This is a genomic window from Tabrizicola oligotrophica, assembly GCF_011008935.1.
Taxonomy (GTDB): domain Bacteria; phylum Pseudomonadota; class Alphaproteobacteria; order Rhodobacterales; family Rhodobacteraceae; genus Tabrizicola_A; species Tabrizicola_A oligotrophica.
This window is the reverse complement of the sequence record NZ_JAAIVJ010000004.1, coordinates 135,870-156,314: the sequence shown is the minus strand read 5'-3', so window position 1 is coordinate 156,314 and position 20,445 is coordinate 135,870. Positions and strand designations below refer to the sequence as shown.

Annotated in this window: 17 protein-coding genes, 1 tRNA gene and 1 other RNA gene; 8 read left to right on the top strand and 11 right to left on the bottom strand. The window is 65.3% G+C overall.

Features of this window, described 5'->3' with window-relative positions; all coding sequences use genetic code 11:
• Window positions 1-21: 21 nt before the first annotated feature.
• From G4Z14_RS09325 to ffs, 7 genes are all read right to left on the bottom strand, one after another.
• Entirely contained in the window at window positions 22-2,331 is a 2,310-nt protein-coding gene (locus tag G4Z14_RS09325; RefSeq protein ID WP_164625000.1) for a LamG domain-containing protein, read from the bottom strand.
• A gap of 3 nt (window positions 2,332-2,334) precedes the next feature.
• The gene (locus tag G4Z14_RS09320; RefSeq protein WP_164624998.1) at window positions 2,335-3,852 is read right to left on the bottom strand and encodes a branched-chain amino acid ABC transporter permease; all 1,518 of its coding nucleotides are present in this window, start codon (window positions 3,850-3,852) and stop codon (window positions 2,335-2,337) included.
• Window positions 3,849-4,778 carry a branched-chain amino acid ABC transporter permease gene (locus tag G4Z14_RS09315; RefSeq protein WP_164624996.1) on the bottom strand — a complete coding sequence of 310 codons (930 nt, stop codon included), beginning with the start codon at window positions 4,776-4,778 and terminating at the stop codon, window positions 3,849-3,851. The genes G4Z14_RS09320 and G4Z14_RS09315 overlap by 4 nt, the downstream gene beginning before the upstream one ends.
• Complete coding sequence (locus G4Z14_RS09310) at window positions 4,778-5,476, bottom strand: ABC transporter ATP-binding protein (RefSeq protein WP_164624994.1); 699 nt, start codon at window positions 5,474-5,476, stop codon at window positions 4,778-4,780. The genes G4Z14_RS09315 and G4Z14_RS09310 overlap by 1 nt, the downstream gene beginning before the upstream one ends.
• A complete protein-coding gene (locus tag G4Z14_RS09305) occupies window positions 5,469-6,200 on the bottom strand; it encodes an ABC transporter ATP-binding protein (protein WP_164624993.1) in 732 nt (243 codons plus the stop codon). The genes G4Z14_RS09310 and G4Z14_RS09305 overlap by 8 nt, the downstream gene beginning before the upstream one ends.
• 24 nt (window positions 6,201-6,224) lie before the next feature.
• Window positions 6,225-7,481, bottom strand: coding sequence for an ABC transporter substrate-binding protein (locus G4Z14_RS09300; RefSeq protein WP_164624991.1), 1,257 nt, complete (start codon window positions 7,479-7,481; stop codon window positions 6,225-6,227).
• A 94-nt stretch (window positions 7,482-7,575) separates the two neighbouring features.
• An RNA gene (ffs, locus tag G4Z14_RS09295) (signal recognition particle sRNA small type) lies at window positions 7,576-7,673 on the bottom strand.
• A 177-nt stretch (window positions 7,674-7,850) separates the two neighbouring features.
• Between ffs and G4Z14_RS09290 the strand changes: the two genes are divergently transcribed.
• Entirely contained in the window at window positions 7,851-8,726 is an 876-nt protein-coding gene (locus G4Z14_RS09290) for a DMT family transporter (protein ID WP_164624989.1), read from the top strand.
• A gap of 114 nt (window positions 8,727-8,840) precedes the next feature.
• Here G4Z14_RS09290 and dacB read toward each other — a convergent pair whose 3' ends face one another.
• Both dacB and G4Z14_RS09280 read right to left on the bottom strand, forming a co-directional pair.
• A complete protein-coding gene (dacB, locus tag G4Z14_RS09285; RefSeq protein ID WP_164624987.1) occupies window positions 8,841-10,274 on the bottom strand; it encodes a D-alanyl-D-alanine carboxypeptidase/D-alanyl-D-alanine endopeptidase in 1,434 nt (477 codons plus the stop codon).
• 105 nt (window positions 10,275-10,379) lie between these two features.
• Window positions 10,380-10,979 (bottom strand): nicotinate-nucleotide adenylyltransferase, encoded by a 600-nt coding sequence (locus G4Z14_RS09280; protein ID WP_164624985.1) that lies wholly within the window; start codon window positions 10,977-10,979, stop codon window positions 10,380-10,382.
• A 137-nt stretch (window positions 10,980-11,116) separates the two neighbouring features.
• Between G4Z14_RS09280 and G4Z14_RS09275 the strand changes: the two genes are divergently transcribed.
• Window positions 11,117-11,992: a bifunctional helix-turn-helix transcriptional regulator/GNAT family N-acetyltransferase gene (locus G4Z14_RS09275; protein WP_164624983.1), complete on the top strand. Its 876-nt coding sequence runs from the start codon at window positions 11,117-11,119 to the stop codon at window positions 11,990-11,992.
• A gap of 60 nt (window positions 11,993-12,052) precedes the next feature.
• Window positions 12,053-13,708: an energy-dependent translational throttle protein EttA gene (gene ettA / locus G4Z14_RS09270; protein ID WP_164624981.1), complete on the top strand. Its 1,656-nt coding sequence runs from the start codon at window positions 12,053-12,055 to the stop codon at window positions 13,706-13,708.
• Window positions 13,709-13,863: 155 nt separating this feature from the next.
• Here the strand turns inward: ettA and G4Z14_RS09265 are convergent, their stop codons facing one another.
• Window positions 13,864-14,379: an REP-associated tyrosine transposase gene (locus tag G4Z14_RS09265; protein WP_164624978.1), complete on the bottom strand. Its 516-nt coding sequence runs from the start codon at window positions 14,377-14,379 to the stop codon at window positions 13,864-13,866.
• A gap of 243 nt (window positions 14,380-14,622) precedes the next feature.
• Window positions 14,623-16,806, bottom strand: coding sequence for an excinuclease ABC subunit UvrB (gene uvrB, locus G4Z14_RS09260; RefSeq protein ID WP_164624977.1), 2,184 nt, complete (start codon window positions 16,804-16,806; stop codon window positions 14,623-14,625).
• 348 nt (window positions 16,807-17,154) lie between these two features.
• Between uvrB and G4Z14_RS09255 the strand changes: the two genes are divergently transcribed.
• The 5 genes from G4Z14_RS09255 to G4Z14_RS09235 all read left to right on the top strand — a co-directional run bounded on the left by G4Z14_RS09255 (window position 17,155) and on the right by G4Z14_RS09235 (window position 20,310).
• Entirely contained in the window at window positions 17,155-17,466 is a 312-nt protein-coding gene (locus G4Z14_RS09255; RefSeq protein WP_164624975.1) for an ETC complex I subunit, read from the top strand.
• A gap of 72 nt (window positions 17,467-17,538) precedes the next feature.
• A complete protein-coding gene (locus G4Z14_RS09250; protein WP_164624973.1) occupies window positions 17,539-18,999 on the top strand; it encodes a hypothetical protein in 1,461 nt (486 codons plus the stop codon).
• 4 nt (window positions 19,000-19,003) lie between these two features.
• On the top strand, window positions 19,004-19,471 hold the full coding sequence (locus G4Z14_RS09245; RefSeq protein WP_164624971.1) for a GNAT family N-acetyltransferase: 468 nt from the start codon (window positions 19,004-19,006) through the stop codon (window positions 19,469-19,471).
• An 11-nt stretch (window positions 19,472-19,482) separates the two neighbouring features.
• Window positions 19,483-19,559 (top strand) — tRNA-Arg (locus G4Z14_RS09240).
• 259 nt (window positions 19,560-19,818) lie between these two features.
• Window positions 19,819-20,310: a type 1 periplasmic-binding domain-containing protein gene (locus tag G4Z14_RS09235; RefSeq protein WP_164624969.1), complete on the top strand. Its 492-nt coding sequence runs from the start codon at window positions 19,819-19,821 to the stop codon at window positions 20,308-20,310.
• Window positions 20,311-20,445 lie beyond the last annotated feature (135 nt).

Genomic DNA, 20,445 nt, shown 5'->3' with positions numbered 1-20,445 from the left:
GCCCTCCCCGATCGCGCGCGCTTACCGCCAGAGCTTTTCGTCGCCCTTGTAGGCCGCCCCCGGCAGATCCCCTTCCTTCAAGAACGCATTGAGCACGTTCCGCATGATTCGGGCCACGTTGTTTTCGCCGTCCTTGCAGGGCAGGGCCTGGGACCAGGCGATCGAGCCGGCGGCAAAGCAGGCGCCGTGCCGGGGCGTGGTGAAATAGATCATGTCGCCGCGCACCTGCGCATCCTGCGTGCCGCCGCGACCGGGGAAGGCATAGGTGACTTCCTCGCTGACGAGGGGGTAGTTGTCGGAATGCCCGATGGTCGAGGCCATCAGCATCGTATGCGGTGGCGTGCCAAGGCCCAGGTCATAGCGGTCCAGTTCGATCCCGCCCGCGCCGCCGCCGGCAAGGCCGAAATCGCCGATCAGGTCCTCGTCGCCCAAGCCGTCAAAGATCCACGACACCCGGCGGTGGAAGCTGTCGGGCATGCGCTCGAAGGGTTCCGAGGCATCCATGCCTTCGGTGGTGAAGCCAAGACCGACGATCTTTTGCGGCGCGCGGCCGCGGTTGCGCCACAGGCCCGAGCGCTGGCCGGTGGAGGCCAGATAGCCCTCGCCCGGTTCGGCCTGCCAGGCGCGGCTGCCAGAATCGAGCTTGCGCACCTCGATGCAGGCGGGATCACCGGACCGCGTGCCGGTGACCCAGTAATAGCCATTGCCGCCGAGATACATCACCCGCCCGCCCTGCCGCAGATAGGCCTCGGTCGCGTCCATCATCTCCTCCGAGTAATACTCAGGATGAGTGCCGTTCATCACGCAAGTATAAGGCTTCAGGCAGTCCAGCCCTTCGGCGTGCAGGTCATGGTCGGTGATGAGGTCATAGTCATATCCCGCATGCTCCAGCCACCAGACCAGCGAGAGATCCGCCGGCAGCGCCCAAGGGAAGTTCATCGCCGGCAGCCGGTAGCGCGGGCGCAGGGTGATGATCGGGCGTTTCCACGACGAATAGCAGCAGCCGGCCCCGTCGGTGTGATGGTCATAGGTCGAAAGGCCGAATTCCTCGAGCTTCTTGTATTCAAGGTCTTCCGCCACGATCACCGGGGTATGGGCGGTGATGGCCTGCGCGATCGGCGCCTCGTAGGACAGGTGTTCGTTGCCATAGGCGAGATAGGTGAAGGTCGGCAAGAGGAAGGCGAGTTTCGCCTTGGACGTCTTGGGCCGCACGATGAAGGGAATGGAATCCTCGCCGCCGCCGCCCGACACCTTCAGGCAATAGACCCCGGATTTCAGGTCATCGGGAAGCGTCAGCGAATGGGTCACGTCCCAGGCACAATCGGTCATCGCGTCGTCGTGGTAATGCACGCCGCCGAAGGTTTCCGGGGCAAGCCGATAGCTTTCCTCGCCCCGCCAGTTGAAGCCGGTCATGCAGCGCACCGGGCGGTTGATGCCCTGCATGTGCAGGCCATGCGGGCCAGTGTCAGGAATGGTGTCGCCGACGCCCTCGCGCGCAAGGTTCGCCGTCGGGTCCCAATAGGCCAGAAGCCCGTCTTTCGCCGGTGCATCGCCCTTGGCCAGCGCCATCACCTCGGCGCGGGACAGCGGGCGGCTGTAGACGCCAGAACGGTCAATCTTGCCGTTGAACAGGAAGGCGCCGTAATGGCCGCGCACCGGGTTGCAGGCGGTGGCGGAGGCCAGCTTGAAACTCGCCGCCCCTGCTGTCGCCCCCGGACCATGGCGCAAGGTCTCCTTGATCCAGCTGTCGGCCTCGAACGGGACGACGGTGGAAATCCGGCTGTTCCACTGGCTCACGCAGTTGATGACGTGAAGCTGCGCTTCCTTGCTGGCCGCGTCATAGGAGGCGGCGACGAAATACCAGCAGCGCGGCACCAGCGTGATCTCGGTGCGGATCTCGTCCACCCCCGCGCCGTCGCCCAGCCACATCGCCACATGGCCGTCGGGGTCAATACCCAGACCGAACCCCCTGGAGCCTTCGATGTCCCAGCGGCCCAGAACCTGCTGGCGCTCGGCCTTGGGCAAGGTCGGGAAGACATGGGCAAAGAGCGTGAAGTTTTGCAGCCCGTCCAGCCGCCCCTCGGGGTCATCGGCGCGGGCGAAGCTGCCGACTTGCGTGAACTGCCGCTTCACCTTCAGCACCTTCGGCAGGTCAATATCGACCGCTTCTTCCAGATAGCCCGGCCCCTCGGGGTTTTCATCGCCATGGATCACCCGAACCAGCCGCGCCTCCACCTCGTCGCGGCCCTCGACCGAAATCATGAAATCCACGCGGCTGCCGGCGCGGGCGGCCAAAGGGTCGGCATAGCCGAAAATCCGGGTATTGGTCATGGGTCAGGCTTCCATCAGGTCATTGACGCGGAGCAGGAAGACCGCGTGATAGGCCTCGTTGATGTCATGGTAGGTGCGGTCGTCGACCAGCCGGGGCGGGGCGCCGCGGGTGCCGGAGAAGGCGACGATCTTGTAGGCGTGAAAGGCCTCGGGCTGGCGCATGATGGCGTATTTGTCGGCCACCTCGGCGCGGCGGAAGTGGTTCAGCACGCGGGACAAGGCGTCGGAGTGATGGCCAAGCGGGTTCTGGCGGTGTTCCTCGATCAGCTCGGGCGTGATGAGCGCCTTCAGCCGGTCGCGCAGGCGTTTCTGGAACCGGCGATAGTAGATTTCCTGCTTGTCGGCGATTTCGATGGCTTCTTCGGGCATGACCTCACCCCCCTTTTCGGTGCGGCGCGCGCGCGCCTCGGATTGTTTGCGGCGGCGCCAGCCGCGAAATTGCTCGCGCGCGCCGGCAAGGCCGTTGTGAAGGAACAAGGTCACGCCCAGCATGATGGCGGCGACCAGAAGGATGCGGATCGGGCCCAGGTTCAGAAACCCCTTGTCGATCAGCACGACGATGGCGGTGCCGATCACCGCGCCCTCGCTGCGCCCCAGCCCGCCGATGACGATCATCGCAAACAAGAGCATGAGCTGGTCCAGCGAGAACACCTGCGGCGAGATCGAGCCGTAGAACTGCGCATAGAACGCGCCGATCACCCCCAGCCCCGCGGACGAGATCAGGAACACATGCAGCCGCGCCCGGCGATAGTCGATGCCGGTCGCCTCGGCAAAGGCCTCATCCTCGCGCGCGGTTTGCAGGAGCATCCCCAGCCGTTCGGAATTGACGACCCGGAAGGTCAGCAGTGCCAGCAGCAGGATCACGAAGGCCCCGGCAAAGCCCAGAAGCAGCCCCGGCCTTTGCAATTGCCAGTCGGAGGGGATGAAGCTGGCGACGTTGTTGATCGAGCCGTTTTGCGGGCCGAGGGGCTTCAACTGCTGGACGAACACCCGGCAGATCTCGGCAAAGCCCATGGTCAGGAGGGCATAGTAAAGCCCATCCAGACGGGTCGAGGGCAAGGCGAGAAAGCCGCCGATCACCAGCCCGGCCAGCCCGCCCGCCACGAACATCAAGGGCCAGGGCAGGCCGAGATAGACGTTCAGCGCGGCCGACACATAGGCGCCGATGCCGACGATGGCCAAGGTGGCAAGGCTGAAGATCCCCGCCGTGCCGATGATGAGCGTCCAAAGCACGTTGATCGCGGAAAAGATGCAGAAGATCGCGGCGATGGTCAGCATCGGGTTCGACAGGAAGGGCGCGGCAAGCGCCAGCGCCAGCAGCCCCAGCGCCCACCACAGCGGGCGCTTGTCGGCCAGCATCCGCTCCTGCTCCAGCGTCTTGGCGTTCAGGCGTGACCGCCATTTGAACCAGTGCCGCCGGGTGAAGGGCAGGCGGCGGCGATGCAGGGGCGCATCCCCCGCCGGATGCAGGATGACCTCGGAGGGGCGCTGGCCGATTTCGTAGAACTTCTTTTCGGTCATTTGCGGGCCTCGTCCAGAAGGCCACCAATCCCGCGCGGGCGGAGGATGAGGACGGTGATGATGAAGACGAAGGTGGCGAACAGCACATAGCGCTGGCCAAGGAAGGGCACGGCGCCGACGATGGCTTCGAGAAAGCCGATGATGACTGCGCCGGCGACCGCGCCGGGCACCGATCCGAGGCCGCCCAGCAGCGCGATGGTCAGCCCCTTGATGAGCGGCATGGTGCCCGAGGTGGGCGAGACGAAGATAGTTTGCGACAGGAGAACCGCCGCAAGCCCTGCCAAGGCCCCGGTCAGCATGGTGACGGGCAGCGCCGTCCAGCGCACCGAAATGCCGGACAAGACCGCGCCTTCGGGGTTTTGCATCATGGCGCGGATTTCCAGCCCCTTGCGGGAAACCCTGAGCCACGTCAGCACCAGCCCAAGGATCGCCGCCGTCGCCACAATCGCGCCGATCTGGTCATAGCGGGCCGACAGCGGGCCAAGGTCCAGCTTGCCGGTGCCGAAGATCTTCGGCAGGTTTTTCTGCTTGGGTCCGAAATACCACAGCAGCAGTTGCACCGTGGCGAGGTTGATCGCCAAGGTCACGATCAGGCTGCGGACCGGAAAGTTCGGCTTGTCATGAATGGGCAGGAAGGCCAGCGCATAGATCAGCGCGCCAAAGAGCGCCCCCATCGCCGCCCCGGTCGTCAGCGTGATGCCGGCCATGGCGGCGGTGCCGACAAAGCCCTTGCCAAAGGCGGCCAGAAGGACCGGCTTCATCAGATCGGCCATGAACCACGCAGCATAGCCCGACACCGCAAAGGTCGCGCCATGGGCCATGTTGATCATGCCGATCGACGACCACAAAAGCGAAATGCCAATGGCCATCAGCCCGTAAATCGCGGCAAGGTTCAGCCCGTGGACGAGGGTGACGAAGATATCCATCAGTACAAACTCACATGGCCAACGTCGCCGCGGATGCGGCCGGCGTGCATGCCGACCATGCGGTCGACCTTTCCTGACAGAAGCGCGACGTTCTGTTCGGCGATCACCATGGCGCGGCCGTCTTTCGGCAGGGCGAAAAGCGCCTCGATCACCGAGGCGCTGATCTTCGGCGCCAAGCCCAGCGACGGCTCGTCGATGAGGTAAAGCGACGCCTCCACCATCAGCGCCCGGCCGACCGAGACCATCCGCCGCTCGCCGCCCGAAAGCCGGCCGACCAAGGCATGTTCCAGCTTGCGCAAGGGCGGGAAGATGTCGAACACCATCTCACGCCGCGCCTTGCGGTCGCGCCACGCCTTCACCGTATAGGCCCCGCAGTCGAGATGTTGCGCCACGGTCAGGCCGGGAAAGATCGCGTCGCCCTGCGGTGTCATCGCCAACCCGGCGCGCACGATGGCGGGCGTCTTGCGCCCCGGCCCGGCAGACCGGCTGCCGCCGATTTCGCGGCCATGCAGCAGGATCGACCCCGACTGCCAGCCGACAAGGCTGGAAATCGCCCGAAACAGCGTAGTCTTGCCGTGGCCGTTGAGGCCGACCAGCCCCACCCGCTCGCCTTCCAAGACCCTGAAGTCGATCTCATGCAGCACGCGCAAGGGGCCATAGCCGGCAGTCAGCCCGGTGATCTTCAACACTTCAGCCATGCGCCGGCTCCTCGAAATAGGCGGCCAGAACCCGCGGGTTTTCAAAGACCTCGCGCGGGGTGCCTGTGGCGATCACCTCGCCCATGTCCAGCACAACCGCGCGGTCAGCGATGGCGGACAAAAGCTCCAGCCGGTGCTCGATCAGGATGGCGGCGATGCCGTATTCATCCACCAGCCGGCGGATGATGAGATCAAGCTCGTCGATTTCCGAATTGATGAGACCCGAGGCCGGCTCGTCCAGCAAGAGCACCTTGGGCTTGCGCATCAGAAGGCAGGCGAGAAGCAGCTTGCGCCGGTCGAAGGTGTCCAGACTGCCCGCCAGCCGGTCCCAGGGCTGGCGCAGGTTGGCCAGATGGCAGGCCCATTCCGCCTCCATCCTTGTCTTGAAAGGCCGGTAGGCATAGCGCGCCGCCCGCAGCGTCTCGCCGATGGTCAGCGCGCCCGGCACCACCGGGCTTTGATAGGTGCGCGCCAGACCGGCGCGGGCACGGTCATGCACCGCCATGGCGGTGATGTCGCGGCCCTCCATGAACACCTGCCCCGCGGTCGCCGTATAGCGCCCGCAGAGAATTTCGAACAAAGAGGTCTTGCCGGCCCCGTTCGGGCCGACAAGACCAAGCACCTCGCCGGGGGATACAGCGAGAGACACATTCTTCAGGATCGCCCGGTTGCCGAAGGAAATCCCGATCCCCCGGCAGCCGAAGATACCGTCCACGTCCGTCATTGGCCTGTCCCCTGACGTGTCTGCTTACATCCAGGGCGCGGGCCGCATGTCGGCCTGCTTGTGGGTGGAGGGCGAAATGATGGTATGCGCGCCGTCCTGTACCTGGAAAATCAGGTGGGCCTGGCCTGCTTCGGGATCATCGGTCATGTTCGGATAGCTGACCGGGGTCTGTTCGGCATTGCCGAAAGTATAGGTGCCGCAGACGCCGCGATGGCTGATCGCCTTGATCGCCGCACCCACCGCGTCGAAATCGGCGGGGTCGACGGTTTTCCAGACCTCGGCCAGAATGTTGACCGTGTCATAGCCCGAGCCGGTATAGACCATGCCCATCGTACCGGGATACTTGGCCTGATAGGCCTCGCGGAAGGCCATGCCCTTTTCGTCGGCATAGACCCCGATGACCGACCCCCAGACAAACCCTTCAGCCGCATCACCTGCCAGATCAAGGAACTCCGGCTGCGAGGGGCCGTATTGCAGATAGACCAGCGCGCCCGGAACCGGGTCCAGCACATAGGATTGCGCGAAGCTGGCAAGCTCGGCGGCGACCCAGTGGTCGATCATGATGGTGCCGCAATCGGCCTCTTTCAGCGCCTGGATGATCGGCGTCCAATCCGCGACCGGGAACTGGATGTCGGTGACCGGACCTTGCTCCCATTCGCCGCCCGACGCCGCAATGGCCGCCTGCGTGGCCTTTGAGATCACCTGCGTATAGCCGATCTGCTCCTGGACGATGTGGACCTTGTTGTTCTTCGGCACCCAACCGGCGGCTTTCTGGTTCGACAGGAACTTGACAAAACCCGCGCCGTAATAGGTTTCCGCCACGTCGATCTGGAAGATGTTGCGGTATTTCTGCGGGTCGGATTTCACAAGATCAAGGCTCGCCTGGCTGGTGTTGCCGTGCAGGTAGGGAACACCCGTGGTCGCCGCCACGTCCATCGCCGGCTGCGGAATGATGGCAAAGGAATGCGCCAAGGCCTGCACGCCCTGTTCGACAAGGCTCTGGAAGGCGGCCACCGTGCCCTCGGGGGTCAAGAGGTCGATGTCGACCACGCGGGTCTCCAGCATGCGGCCGTTCACCCCGCCAGCGGCGTTGATCTCTTTGACCGCCATGGTGACACCGTTCAGCCAGTCCGCCTGATCGGCCACCCCGACGGGACCGGATTGCGCGGTGGGCACGCCGATCAGGATCGGGTCGGTCGCAAAGGCGGGGGCCGAAATGGCGGCGGCGGCAACGGTCGCGGCCGAGGTCATCAGGAAGTGCCGGCGGGTGAGCGTAAACATGAATTCCTCCCTTGGTGTTTTTTCCAAGGGGAGGGCAAAGCGCCGCACCTGTCCATGGTGCAAATGCACTAAGGCCGCCGAGCGAGGGGGGGAGGGGTGAGAGGCTGACAACGACCCAAGTGGGGCTCGTTACGGCTGCTTCCTTCCGGACCTGACCGGGTTGGCGAGGCACCTGCCCGCGCCAACCTCTCACGGCCCATATAGGCCGGGACGGGCGCGGTTGCAAGGCCCGCGCGACTGCCCGCCGCCGCATGGCTGGGGCGGACGACGAGCGGTCGAAGACCGACGAGGCGGCGGGGCCGAGGTCGGCTTTGAACAAGCCAGACCCGCCCGCATGCGCTATCAGGCGGGCGGCGACAGGACATTTTCATGAACACCCTTGCCACCCGGAACCCCAAGGCCTTTGGCCTGCTTGTCACCTTTGCCGGCGTCGCCTTTTTCTTTCCCGATGCGCTTGTGGTGCGGATGATCGGCGCCGACGCCATGACCATCGCCTTCTGGCGCGGGTTGGCCGGGGCCTGCACCACGCTGGCCTTCGTCGCCCTTTTCCTGCCTTCGGCCTGGCCCGGGTTCCGCGCGCTTCTGACCCCGGCCGCGCTTGCCATGATGGCCCTGCAAGGCACCGGGTCGATCTTCTTCCTGACCTCGCTGCAACACACCTCGGTTGCCAACAGCCTGCTGATCCTCGCCACTGCGCCCTTTCTTTCGGCCATCCTGTCGCGCCTCTTCCTGCACGAGACCATCGACCGCGGCACGGGGCTGACGATCCTTGTCGTCTTTGGCGGGGTGGCGGTGATTGCCGTCGGGTCTCTGGGCGGCGGCACGCTTCTGGGGGACGCCATGTCGCTGCTGAACGCCCTGACCATCGCCGGGTATTACGTCCTGCTGCGCAAGGAGCGGGGTCAGAACCTGATCGTCGCGATTGCCTTTGGCTATCTGGTGACCGCCCTTCTCGCGCTGCCCTTCGCCTCGTTCGAGCCGCTGGAGCCCCGGCAATGGGGCCTTCTGGCGCTTTCGGGGGGCGTGATCCTTGCCGGAGGTGTCGGCCTGCTCCAGATTGGACCGCGCTATCTGCCGGCGGCCGAAGTCTCGCTCATCACCATGCTGGAAATCGTCATGGGGCCGCTGCTGGTGTGGTGGATTCTGGGGGAATACCCCGGCATGGCGACGCTTTGGGGCGGGGCCGCGATCATCACGGCGATTCTGGCGCATGCCACATGGCAGCTGCGCCACCTGCGCGCCTGACCCGCAAGCGCCCGACCTGCAAGCGCCCGACCTGCAAGCACCCGACCGCGGCGCAAGGCCCGGCGTCCGACATGCCTTCGGGTTGCGCGCGCTGCAGCCTCGCCCTGGACGGCCTCAAAGATAGCTTTCCACCCAGCGCCGGATCAGCCCTTGCTGCAGCCTGCGCGCGCGTCGGGTCCAGCCGCGGCCGCCCTTCGGCTCCTCGCGCTCTGCCATCGGCACAGCGGCGCGGCGCGCGGGGTCGGCGGCGAGAATGGCAAAGGCCAGTTCGCCCCCGGGCTCGGAAATATAGCCCGCCAGATTGGACACGAAATTCAGCGTCCCGCTCTTGGCATGGATGCGCACCGGGCTGCCCTTGACCGCCTCACCTTGGGCATCGGTCAGGCCTGCCTCGCGCAGGAGGCCAGCGAGCATCGCGCCGTTCCGCGCCTCGCCCGCGCGCAGCATGACCTGCGCAAGCTCTGCCGCGGTGATCCGCGATCTTGGTCCGAGGCCGGAATGATCGCCAAACACCGCCGCAATCCCGAACCGCCGCCGCGCCCAGTCGGTCATTGCGGTGGCCGAGCCCTCCAGCGTGCCCGCGCCGCTGGCGGTCAAGCCGACGATTTCCGCCGTCAGGTTGGTGGAGAACTTCAGCATCGAGCGCAAGACCCCGGGCAGCGCCTCGCCAGAATGGGCCGCCACCTCGACCGCCTCGACTGGCGCGCGCGCCACGATCTCTGCCTTGGGCAGCCTCAGCCCCTGCGCCGCGCAGAGCGTTGCGAACACCTCTGCCGCATAGGGTGCCGGCGCGCGCACCGGAAGCCAGCGACTGCCCGCCTCGCCAAGCGCCGCCTGCGACACCGTCCAGCTTTCGTCGCCCTCATAGGCAAAAAGCGGCACATTGCGCTCGGCAAGCCGGATGCTGGCGCCCTTGACCAGCGGCAGGAAGCGCGCGCCCCGCGCGTCCATCGTCAGGTCATAGCCGTCGCCGGCCTGCTTCCATTCGAAATTCACCCGGTTGTAATTCAGGTTCAGCCCGCAAATGGCGGGGTTGTAGCCAAGGTACTCCGGCTGCTCGGCGTCGATCTGGAAACGATAGGGCAGGGCGCCGTCGCAGGCGAAGAAGCGCCCGGCGACTTCCCGGATCCCTTCGGCTGCCAGAGCCGCGGCCAGATCGCCCATCTGGTCGGTGTCAAGATTCGGATCGCCGCCGCCGACCAGGTAGAGATCACCCTCCAGCCGGCCCTGAACGATATCGCCCACCCGCATCACCCGCGTCCGAAAGCGGAACGCCGGCCCCAGCTTTTCCAGCGCATAAAGCGCGGTGACGGCTTTGGCGACGCTGGCGGGCGGCAGGGGTGTATCGGCCTCGCGCGCGGCCAGAACCCGCCCGGTCGCCCGGTCGGCGACCACGAAAGCCAGGCTGCCCGACAGCTTTGCCGCCTCGATCAACTGCTGCGTCGCGCGGTCCTCTCCCGGTTCCGGACGACGCGGCGGGCGCGGCACTACGGCGGGCGCCTCGGCCAGCGCCGCCCCGGCCAGGCCTGCCAGGACCCCTGCCAACATCTCACGCCGTGCGATCACCTGTGCAAACCTCTGCCATTCATCTGTTCCCAAATATCCTCGGGGGGAAGGCTGCGATGCAATCGCAGACGGGGGGCGGACAGCCCCCTACTTCCGCCACAACCCCCTGGCCCGGATCTCGCTTGAAGAGCTATCATTCATCGGCAGGTTCACAAAGACCCAGGCCGGCGGCTTCTGCCGGCCCAGCCCCTCGCCGCGCTGCACGCGATGCACCCGGAACGACTGCGCCGCAACCGAAAGCCGTGCTGCCACGCCCGACCCGGGCCGCGCCAGCACGCCGACGGCCACGCTGCGCAGGATATCCCGCCAGCGTCCCCATTTGTGGAACTGCACCAGATTGTCCGCCCCCATCAGCCAGACAAACCGGACGCCGGGATAGAGCGCCCGCAGCCGGTCGATCGTGTCGGCGGTCAGGCGGGTGCCCAGGGCCTGTTCCAGCACCGTCACCTTGACCCGGGGATGCCCGCCAAGCATCCGCTTCGCCCGCAGCACCCGATCAGCCAGCGGAGCGGGCTGCCGGGGCTTCAGCGGGTTGCCGGGTGTCACCAGCCACCAGACCTGATCGAGGTTCATCCGCTTCAGCGCCTCGCGGGTGATATGGGCATGGCCCTCATGGGCCGGGTCGAACGACCCGCCCAGAAGGCCGATGACCATACCCTTGCTTGCGATGGGAAATCCCGCGCGCATTCATCCCGCTTTCCTGTCCTGCCCGGCAATTGACCGCAAACGGCGGGCGGAAACAATGCCTCCGCCGAGTTTCAACGGCTTGACTGTGGAAATTATATCTGACTACAGTCAGGTATAGTCCTTCGGGGAAACCTCTCATGCTCTCGGACATCGACCGCCTTCGCCGGTTCAACCGTGCCGTCACCCGCGAGGTGGGGGCGCTCGACCACTCGTATCTCGGGCGCGGTCGTCCCCTCGGCGCAGCGCGGGTACTGCAACTTGTGACAGCAGGGGGAACCGACGTTGCCCGGATCCGCGACCAGCTGGCGCTGGATTCCGGGTTGATGTCGCGGCTGTTGCGCGCGCTGGAAGACGAGGGGTTGGTGGAAACCGGAGCCGACCCGGCCGACCGGCGCCGGCGCATCGCCCGGCTGACGCCCACAGGCGCCGCCGAGAATGCCGCCTATCGCGCCATCGGCCATCTCGCCGCCGAGACCACCCTCGCCCGCGCCGGTCGCCAAGGCCCTGCGCTCCTGGCGGCCATGGACCTGATCGCCACCCAGCTTCTGCACGATGTCACCGAGATCGTCGACGCCGATCCCGACGACCCCGCCGCCCTGATCTGCCTTGCGGCCTATTTCCAGCTGCTTCTTGACACCATTCCCGGCCTGCCCGCCGAAAAGCTGCCGCTGCCCTTGGCCGACGCCCCGCTTTACCGCCTGCCACAGGGGGCGTTTCTGATCGCGCGCAGCGACGGCCTGCCCATCGGCTGCGCCTCGCTGCGCCCGCTGGAGCCGGGGGTGGCCGAAGTGAAGCGCCTCTGGGTGCATCCCGACGCGCGGGGGCAGGGCCTTGCCCGCCGCCTGATGGTGCTGCTGGAGACGCGCGCCCGCGAACTGGGTTATCAGCACCTGAAACTCGACAGCAATTCGGCCCTGACCGAGGCCATCACCCTGTATCGCCGCATGGGCTGGATCGACTGCGCCGCCTATACCGGGTTTCCGGCGGATGTCTGGATGGAGAAGCCCCTCTAAGAGTTGCAGCCCCGGCCCCCAGTCGCTACATGGGGCGCAACCCCGCGATTGGAGATCATCATGGCCAGCTATCAATACGTCTATCACATGGAGAACGTCTCCAAGACCTATCCGGGCGGCAAGACCTGTTTCGAGAACATCCACCTGAACTTCCTGCCCGGCGTCAAGATCGGGGTCGTGGGCGTCAACGGTGCCGGTAAATCGACGCTTCTGAAGATCATGGCCGGCATGGACAAGGATTTCAAAGGCGAGGCCTGGGCCGCCAAGGGCGCCAAGGTCGGCTATCTGGCGCAGGAACCCTATCTCGACCCCAAGCTGACGGCGAAAGAGAACGTCATGCTGGGCGTGGCCGAGCAGCAGGCGATCCTTGACCGCTACAACGAGCTGGCGATGAACTACTCGGACGAGACCGCCGAGGAAATGGCGCAGCTGCAGGACCAGATCGACGCCGGCAACCTGTGGGAACTGGAAGCCACCGTCGGCGTCGCCATGGACGCGCTGCGCTGCCCGCCCGATGACGCCAATGTCGAAAGCCTGTCGGGCGGCGAGCGCCGCCGCATCGCGCTGTGCAAGCTGCTGCTGGAAAAGCCCGACATGCTGCTTCTCGACGAACCGACCAACCACCTTGACGCGGAATCGATCGCCTGGCTGCAAAAGCACCTGATCGACTACAAGGGCACCATCCTGATCGTCACCCACGACCGCTATTTCCTGGATGACATCACCACCTGGATTCTGGAACTCGACCGCGGCCGGGGCATCCCCTACGAGGGCAACTATTCGGCCTGGCTTGACCAGAAGGCCAAGCGCATGGCGCAGGAAGCCCGCGAGGACAAGTCCAAGCAGAAGGCGCTGGAAAAGGAACTGGAATGGATCCGCTCCGGCGCCAAGGCCCGGCAGTCCAAGGGCAAGGCGCGTCTGGCGCGCTATAACGAAATGGCAGGCCAGACCGTCATGGAACGCGCCACCAGCGCGCAGATCATCATCCCGAACGGCGAGCGTCTGGGCAACAAGGTGATCGAGGTCACGGGCCTGAAAAAGCACATGGGCGACAAGCTCTTGATCGAGGATCTCAGCTTCACCGTGCCGCCGGGCGCCATTGTCGGCGTGATCGGCCCGAACGGCGCCGGCAAGTCGACGCTGTTCCGCATGATCACCGGCTCGGAACAGCCCGACGAGGGCAACATCACGCTGGGCGACACCGTACAACTGGCCTATGTCGACCAGTCGCGCGACGCGCTCGACCCGAACAAGAACGTCTGGGAGGAAATCTCGGGCGGGGCCGAGGTCATTCACCTTGGCGACATGCAGATGAACTCCCGCGTCTATACCGGGGCCTTCAACTTCAAGGGCACCGACCAGCAGAAGAAGGTGGGCCTGCTGTCGGGCGGGGAACGCAACCGCGTCCACATGGCCAAGCTGTTGAAGTCGGGCGGCAACGTCCTGCTGCTTGACGAACCGACCAACGATCTGGACGTCGAAACCCTGCAGGCGCTGGAAGCCGCCATCGAGGACTTCGCCGGCTGCGCCATCATCATTTCGCACGACCGCTTCTTCCTTGACCGCCTCTGCACGCATATCCTGGCCTTCGAAGGCGACGCGCATGTCGAATGGTTCGAGGGCAACTTCGAGGCCTATGAGCAAGACAAGGTCCGGCGCCTGGGTCCGGATGCGCTGGAGCCGAAGCGGGTGAAATACAAGCGGTTCAGCAGGTAAGGTCGGCTGGTGGGTGAACCCAACGATTTGGAGGGCAAATCCTTGGAACCACCCACCCTACATGAACCCCGTGGTGGGCAAATTCGCGGAACCACCTGCCCTGCCAACACCGTAGGGTGGGTGGTTCTGCGCCAAGGGCGCGGGTTCACCCACCACTATTCGCCAAACTCGCCTGCCACCTCAGCCCATTCCGGCTCGACCAAGCCGAAACGCATATCGCGATGAATGGAGGAAAACGGCCAATCCGAGGCGCGAGCAACCAATCCGTGTTTGACTGGATTTCCCCAGCAATAGCGCAAATGCGCGGCATAATCGGCTTCGTCGCGAATGTGGTGGTCCCAGTAGCGCCGCTGCCAGATCCCTTTTTCCGCCTGCGCCACCTTGCTTGGGCTGCGCGGTTGCGCGTCCAGCCCATGTGAGAACCGCGATTTGATGAGCCGCCAGCGCAGGGGATAGTCGCTGTCGCCCGCAGGCAAAGTCCAGACCGCATGCAGGTGATCGGGCAGCACCACCCAAGCGTTGATCTCGAACGGCAGGTCGCGTTTGGTGATAGCCACAGCCTGTCGCAACCTGTTCACCTCGCGCAACAACAGGTCGCTGCCGCGCCGCGCCAGGGCGAGCGTGAAGAAGATGCAGGCGGCGTCAATGCGGGGGCGGATGTAATGCGACATGACCGCAGATTGCGGTGGCAAGGTTAACAGGCGGTTAAATCGAGGGGGGAGCAGGGTGGGTGAACCCAATGATTTGCCTTGGCAAATCCTTGGAACCACCCACCCTACGCGTAGCCGGCTAGGGGTTGACGGTGCAAACGCGCCCTCCCAGGGGGAGGTCGGGCCATGCCATTGGTTTCTCGAACCAATGGCATACCCGGCGGTGCAAGCGCCTTGATTCCGGGCAAATGAGGGGGCTCCGCCCTACCGCCCCCGGTTGCTCCGCTTGCCGCCCCGCTGCCCGGCGCGACCTGCCGTGGAGCGGCCGCGGGATTTCACGGCCTCCTCCACCGCCTCCTCGATCACCGATTGCCGGGCCAGCGGGTCATCGGCGACGGCCAGTTCCACCGCCTCCAGCCGCTTGACCTCATCGCGGATACGGGCGGCTTCCTCGAACTCCAGATTCTCGGCGGCCTTGCGCATCGCAAGGCGCAGCGCCTCGAGATGCGTGGCAAGGTTCTGCCCGACATTGGCCCTGTCGACCTTGGCCGTGACCCGCGCCTGATCGGTGTCGCCCTGATAGATGCCCAGCAGGATGTCCTCGACGTTCTTCCGGATCGTCGTCGGCGTGATGCCATGGGCGGCGTTATAGGCCTCCTGCTTGGCGCGACGGCGGTTGGTTTCGGCCAGCGCCCGCTCCATGCTGCCGGTGATGCGGTCGGCATACATGATGACGCGGCCTTCGGCGTTGCGCGCGGCGCGGCCGATGGTCTGGATCAGCGAGGTTTCCGAGCGCAGGAAGCCCTCCTTGTCGGCATCGAGAATGGCCACAAGGCCGCATTCGGGAATGTCCAATCCCTCGCGCAGAAGGTTGATGCCGACCAGAACATCGAAGGCCCCAAGCCGCAGGTCGCGCAGGATTTCAATGCGTTCGATGGTGTCGATGTCGGAATGCATATAGCGGATGCGGATGCCCTGTTCATGGAAATACTCGGTCAGGTCCTCGGCCATGCGCTTGGTCAGGGTGGTGACAAGCACCCGCAGGCCCTGAGCGGCCACCTTGCGGATTTCGTCGAGAAGGTCGTCGACCTGCATCTCGACCGGGCGGATTTCCACCGGCGGGTCAATCAGGCCGGTGGGGCGGATCACCTGTTCGGTGAACACCCCGCCGGTCTGTTCCAGCTCCCATGCCGCCGGGGTGGCCGAGACAAACACCGATTGCGGGCGCATCGCGTCCCATTCCTCGAACTTCAAGGGTCGGTTGTCCATGCAGGACGGCAGGCGGAAGCCGTGTTCCGCCAGCGTGAACTTGCGCCGGTAGTCGCCGCGATACATGCCGCCGATCTGCGGCACCGAGACGTGGGATTCATCGGCAAAGACGATGGCATTGTCGGGGATGAATTCGAAAAGCGTCGGCGGCGGCTCGCCGGGGCCGCGCCCGGTCAGCCAGCGCGAATAGTTCTCGATCCCGGCGCAACTGCCGGTCGCCTCCAGCATCTCCAGATCGAAGTTGCAGCGCTGTTCCAGCCGCTGCGCCTCCAGCAGCTTGCCCTCGGCGTTGAGTTGCTTCAGCCGGTGGAACAGCTCGTCCTTGATGCCCTTGATCGCCTGTTGCAGCGTCGGGCGGGGGGTGACGTAGTGGCTGTTGGCATAGATACGGATCTGGCGGAAATTGTCGGTCCTGGCCCCGGTCAGCGGATCGAATTCGACAATCGATTCCAGTTCTTCGCCAAAGAAGGAAAACCGCCAGGCCCGGTCTTCAAGGTGGGCCGGCCACAGCTCCACCACATCGCCCCGCACCCGGAACGCCCCGCGCTGGAAGGCGGCGTCCTGCCGGCGGTATTGCTGGGCCACGAGTTCGGCAATCACCTTGCGCTGGTCGTAGATCCCGCCCACCGTCAGATCCTGCGTCATCGCCGAATAGGTCTCGACCGAGCCGATGCCGTAGATGCAGCTGACCGAAGCCACGATGATCACGTCGTCACGTTCCAGAAGCGCCCGGGTAGCCGAGTGGCGCATGCGGTCGATCTGTTCGTTGATCTGGGATTCCTTCTCGATATAGGTGTCGGTGCGGGCGACATAGGCTTCGGGCTGGTAATAGTCGTAGTAGCTGACGAAGTATTCGACCGAGTTGTCGGGAAAGAAGCTTTTGAATTCGCCGTATAATTGCGCGGCCAGCGTTTTGTTCGGGGCGAGGATGATCGCCGGGCGCTGGGTTTCCTCGATCACCTTGGCCATGGTAAAGGTCTTGCCGGTGCCGGTGGCGCCCAGCAGCACCTGATCGCGCTCGCCCGCCAGAACGCCCGCCGCAAGTTCGGCAATCGCCGTCGGCTGGTCGCCCGCCGCCTGAAACGGTGTCTGCATGACAAAGCGCTTGCCGCCCTCCAGCTTGGGGCGGGTCAGCACGTCGGGGCGTTCGGTGGGCAGGTTGGTGTTGTTGTGGGGCATGGGTGATTCCCTTCTCGGCCCAATCTATTCTGTTTTTGTTCCGGTTAAAGGGGCGGCCCAACCCGGCGTTAACCTTGATGGGGAAAGGATTGACGGAAACAATTCAATTTTAGGGGAAACGTCGCAGGAAATCACATCTTATGGTTGCCAGACGGAAAAGACTGGGGCAGATTGACGGGGCAAGCAGCAACGAAGCTGCCGGTTGGTCGCACCACACACCCCACCCACACTCCCCGTGACCAGCCGGCAGCGGCTTCCTGCCCGGAACGCCGCCTGAAAGGCCCGGAAGCCCTTGCATGTTTCCCCGGATTTCGGAATAAACCAGCCAAAGCCAAGGGAGTTTCCGCCATGCGCGCCCGTATCTACCAGCCCGCGAAAACCGCCATGCAATCGGGCGTCGGCAAGACCAAGCTCTGGGTGCTGGAATATGCACCGGCCTCCAGCCGCACGGTTGATCCGCTGATGGGGTGGACCTCGTCCACGGACACGCAAACCCAGGTCAAGCTGCGCTTTGACAGCCGCGAGGCGGCGCTGGCCTATGCGGCCGCCAAGGGGATCGAGGCCGAGGTGGTGGAACCGAAGCCCCGCAAGCACAATGTCCGCGCCGGCGGCTATGGCGAAAACTTCGCCACGGGTCGCAGGGGCGCCTGGACGCACTGAGACATCATCGCGCGGCGCCCGCCCCAGCTGGTGGGCGTTTTCATTTTCAAACGCCTCATGAAAGGATTTCTCATGCGCATTCAGTCCCTTTCCGCGATTTCCCTGACCTGCGCCATGGCGCTGTGGTCAACCACCGCGCTGGCCGAAGCGACCGAGGAAGGCGCGGCCGGGCTTCTGGCGCTGCTCCAGACCTATGTCGGCGCCACCGAAGGCGTTGTGGCGGTGGCGGTGGATGGCGACGCCTACAAGGTGACGTTCGACGCCGCGCCGCTGCTGGCCAAGGTTCCGGCCGATGTCGGCCTGACGGCGACGGTTTCCAAGATCGACATGACCGTCATCGACAATGGCGACGGCACCTGGGATTACTCGGTCGATCAGCCAGCCTCGCTGGCCTATGAAGTCCCGAACGCGATGAAGACCAGGACCGATTACGGTCAGGTCATCCTGACCGGCACCTTTGACGAAGCGCTGGGCGACAGCAGCGAATATCATCTCGAGCTGAACGACATGGTCAGCGAGCAGACGCAGACCGACCCGACGATGGGCGAAATGGCCATCAAGATGACCCAGGACAGCATGACCGCGGACGGTACTGCCGTTGCGGGAGAGGCGGGCGTGGACAGCCAGTTCACCACGACGACCGCCAATCTGGGCTATGAGATGACGATGCCGGGCGGCGAGGGGATGCCGCCGATGGCCTTTACCGCCAGCGTGGCCGAAGGGTCGGCCACCGGCGGGCTGACTGGTTATCAGCCGCAGGGCCTTTATGGCCTGCTGGCCTTCTTTGTCGCCCACCCCGACGCCGCGCTGATCGAGGCTGACAAGGCCGGGCTGAAGACCGCCTTGGAAACCGCCATGCCGCTGTTCCAGAACGTGCAGATGACCGGGGTCTACAAGACCATCGCGGTTGAAACCCCGATGGGGCCGGTGGGGCTGGACGAGGTGGGCGTGACCATCGACATGAACGGTGCCGTGGCCGACGGCAAGTTCCGCGAGGCATTCAACCTGAAAGGGCTGAGCCTGCCCGAAGGTGTGCTGCCGCCCTTCGCCGCACCGCTGGTCCCGTCGGATCTGACGATCGACGTGACCGCCTCGAAGTTTGACCTCGCCGCCGCGGCCGGGCTGGGCCTTGGCCTGCTGGATCTGCCGGCGGGCGGCACGCCTCCTGCCGACTTCGAGGCGCAGATGCTGGCCGCGATCCTGCCTGCAGGCGCGGTGGATATCGCCATTGCCCCCGGCGAGACCAACGCGCCCGCCTACCGGCTGACCTATGAAGGCGCGATGACCGTCGGCCCGGCCCTGCCGATGCCGGTGGGCAAGGCCCGCCTTGGCCTGACCGGGATCGACGCGATCGGCGAGGCGCTCAAGGCCAGCCCGCCCGAGATGGGCATGGCCGAGATGGCTCCGATGCTGGAAATGGCCAAGATGATGGCCCAACCCGGTGTCGACGGCGAGCTGATCTGGGAGATCGAGACCACCGAGGCCGGCGGTCTGCTGGTCAACGGCCAGGACATGATGGGCGGCGGCCAGTAAACCCATGACCGTCACCATCGCCCGCGAAAACCCTGTCGGCAACGATCTGGACCTGCTGTTCGCGCGTCACACCGCGGACATGCACGCCGATACGCCGCCCGAAAGCATCCACATGATGGACGCCTCGGAGCTCGACATCCCGGCAGTGCATTTCTTCGTCGCGCGCGAGGCGGGCAAACCGCTGGCGATGGGGGCGTTCAAGGTGCTTGCCGATCCGGCCCATGCCGAGATCAAGTCGATGCATGTGCTGCACGAGGCGCGGGGCAGGGGGCTTTCCAAGGCCATGTTGTCCCACGTCGAGGCCACCGCCCGCGCCGCCGGTGTCACCCGGCTGTCGCTGGAGACCGGGGTGCAACCCACCTTCATCGCCGCCCGTGCGCTCTATGAACGCGCGGGCTATGCCGTCTGCGGACCCTTCGAAGGCTATTGGGACGATCCCAACAGCCTTTTCATGACCAAGTCGTTGGTCTAAAAGGCAGCAACGGTCCCGTAGCTCAGCTGGATAGAGCAGCCGCCTTCTAAGCGGCTGGTCGGGGGTTCGAATCCTCCCGGGATCGCCAGTCTTCTTCCTTTTCAAAGGCAAGGCTTGGCGGGGTGGCTGACTGTCTGTCGCCGCAGCGGCGCAGAGCCAGGACACGACCTGTTCGGCCAGAGCTTCGGCCGGCAGCGGCGGCGGTTGCCGCGGGCCCGCCCCGACGATGCGGCACAACGGCTTGGCCGGATTGAAGCGGTCAGGATCGTCGGGTGCGGGCGACAAGGACAGGATCGGGGCCCTCAATTGCTTTGGCACCGCCGAAATGGTTGCCGGCATCCGGGGCGGTGAATCTGGAAACCCGTTGCACCGGGCTGGAAGAAGGCGCCAGGGCAGGCGGCTCCGAGATCATCGGCTTGCCGCTGCCCGCCAACATCGACGGTAACGCCGCCACCGCCGAAGCGCTCAAGGCCGAGTTGCTCAAGGACCCGGCGATCGACTCGGTCGTGACCCTTGCCACTGCCCTGACCGGTTCCGCCGCCCCGCCGGCAGGCCCGACATGGTGCAGACCGTCGTGCTTCCCCTATCGCCGGCGACGCGGAGGGTGTCGCGCAGGCAATCGGCCTGCTTGCGGTCGGTGGGTGCGTTGGGTTGCCATTGGCATGCAGGCAGACGACTTCCAGCCCGCAAGCGTCAAAGGCCGCGCGAAACGCCTGACGGGGCGGGGCGCTCGACGTCATGGCGGCAAGGTCGAAATGCGGCGCGGTGGACCAGCCGCCGGTGTTGACCTCCACCCCCGAGACGCCGATCCTTGCGGCATGGTCCATGCATGGCCTTGAAGGATGGGCTGCCAAGGCTGTCCGCAACCAATCCGATCTTCATTCTGCACTCCCTCGCGTTCCCTGCGGCAGGGGGCTGCGCGCCCGGAGGTGATGGTTTCCAGTCAGGGGCCGGGTCAGGAACCGGCGCAACTG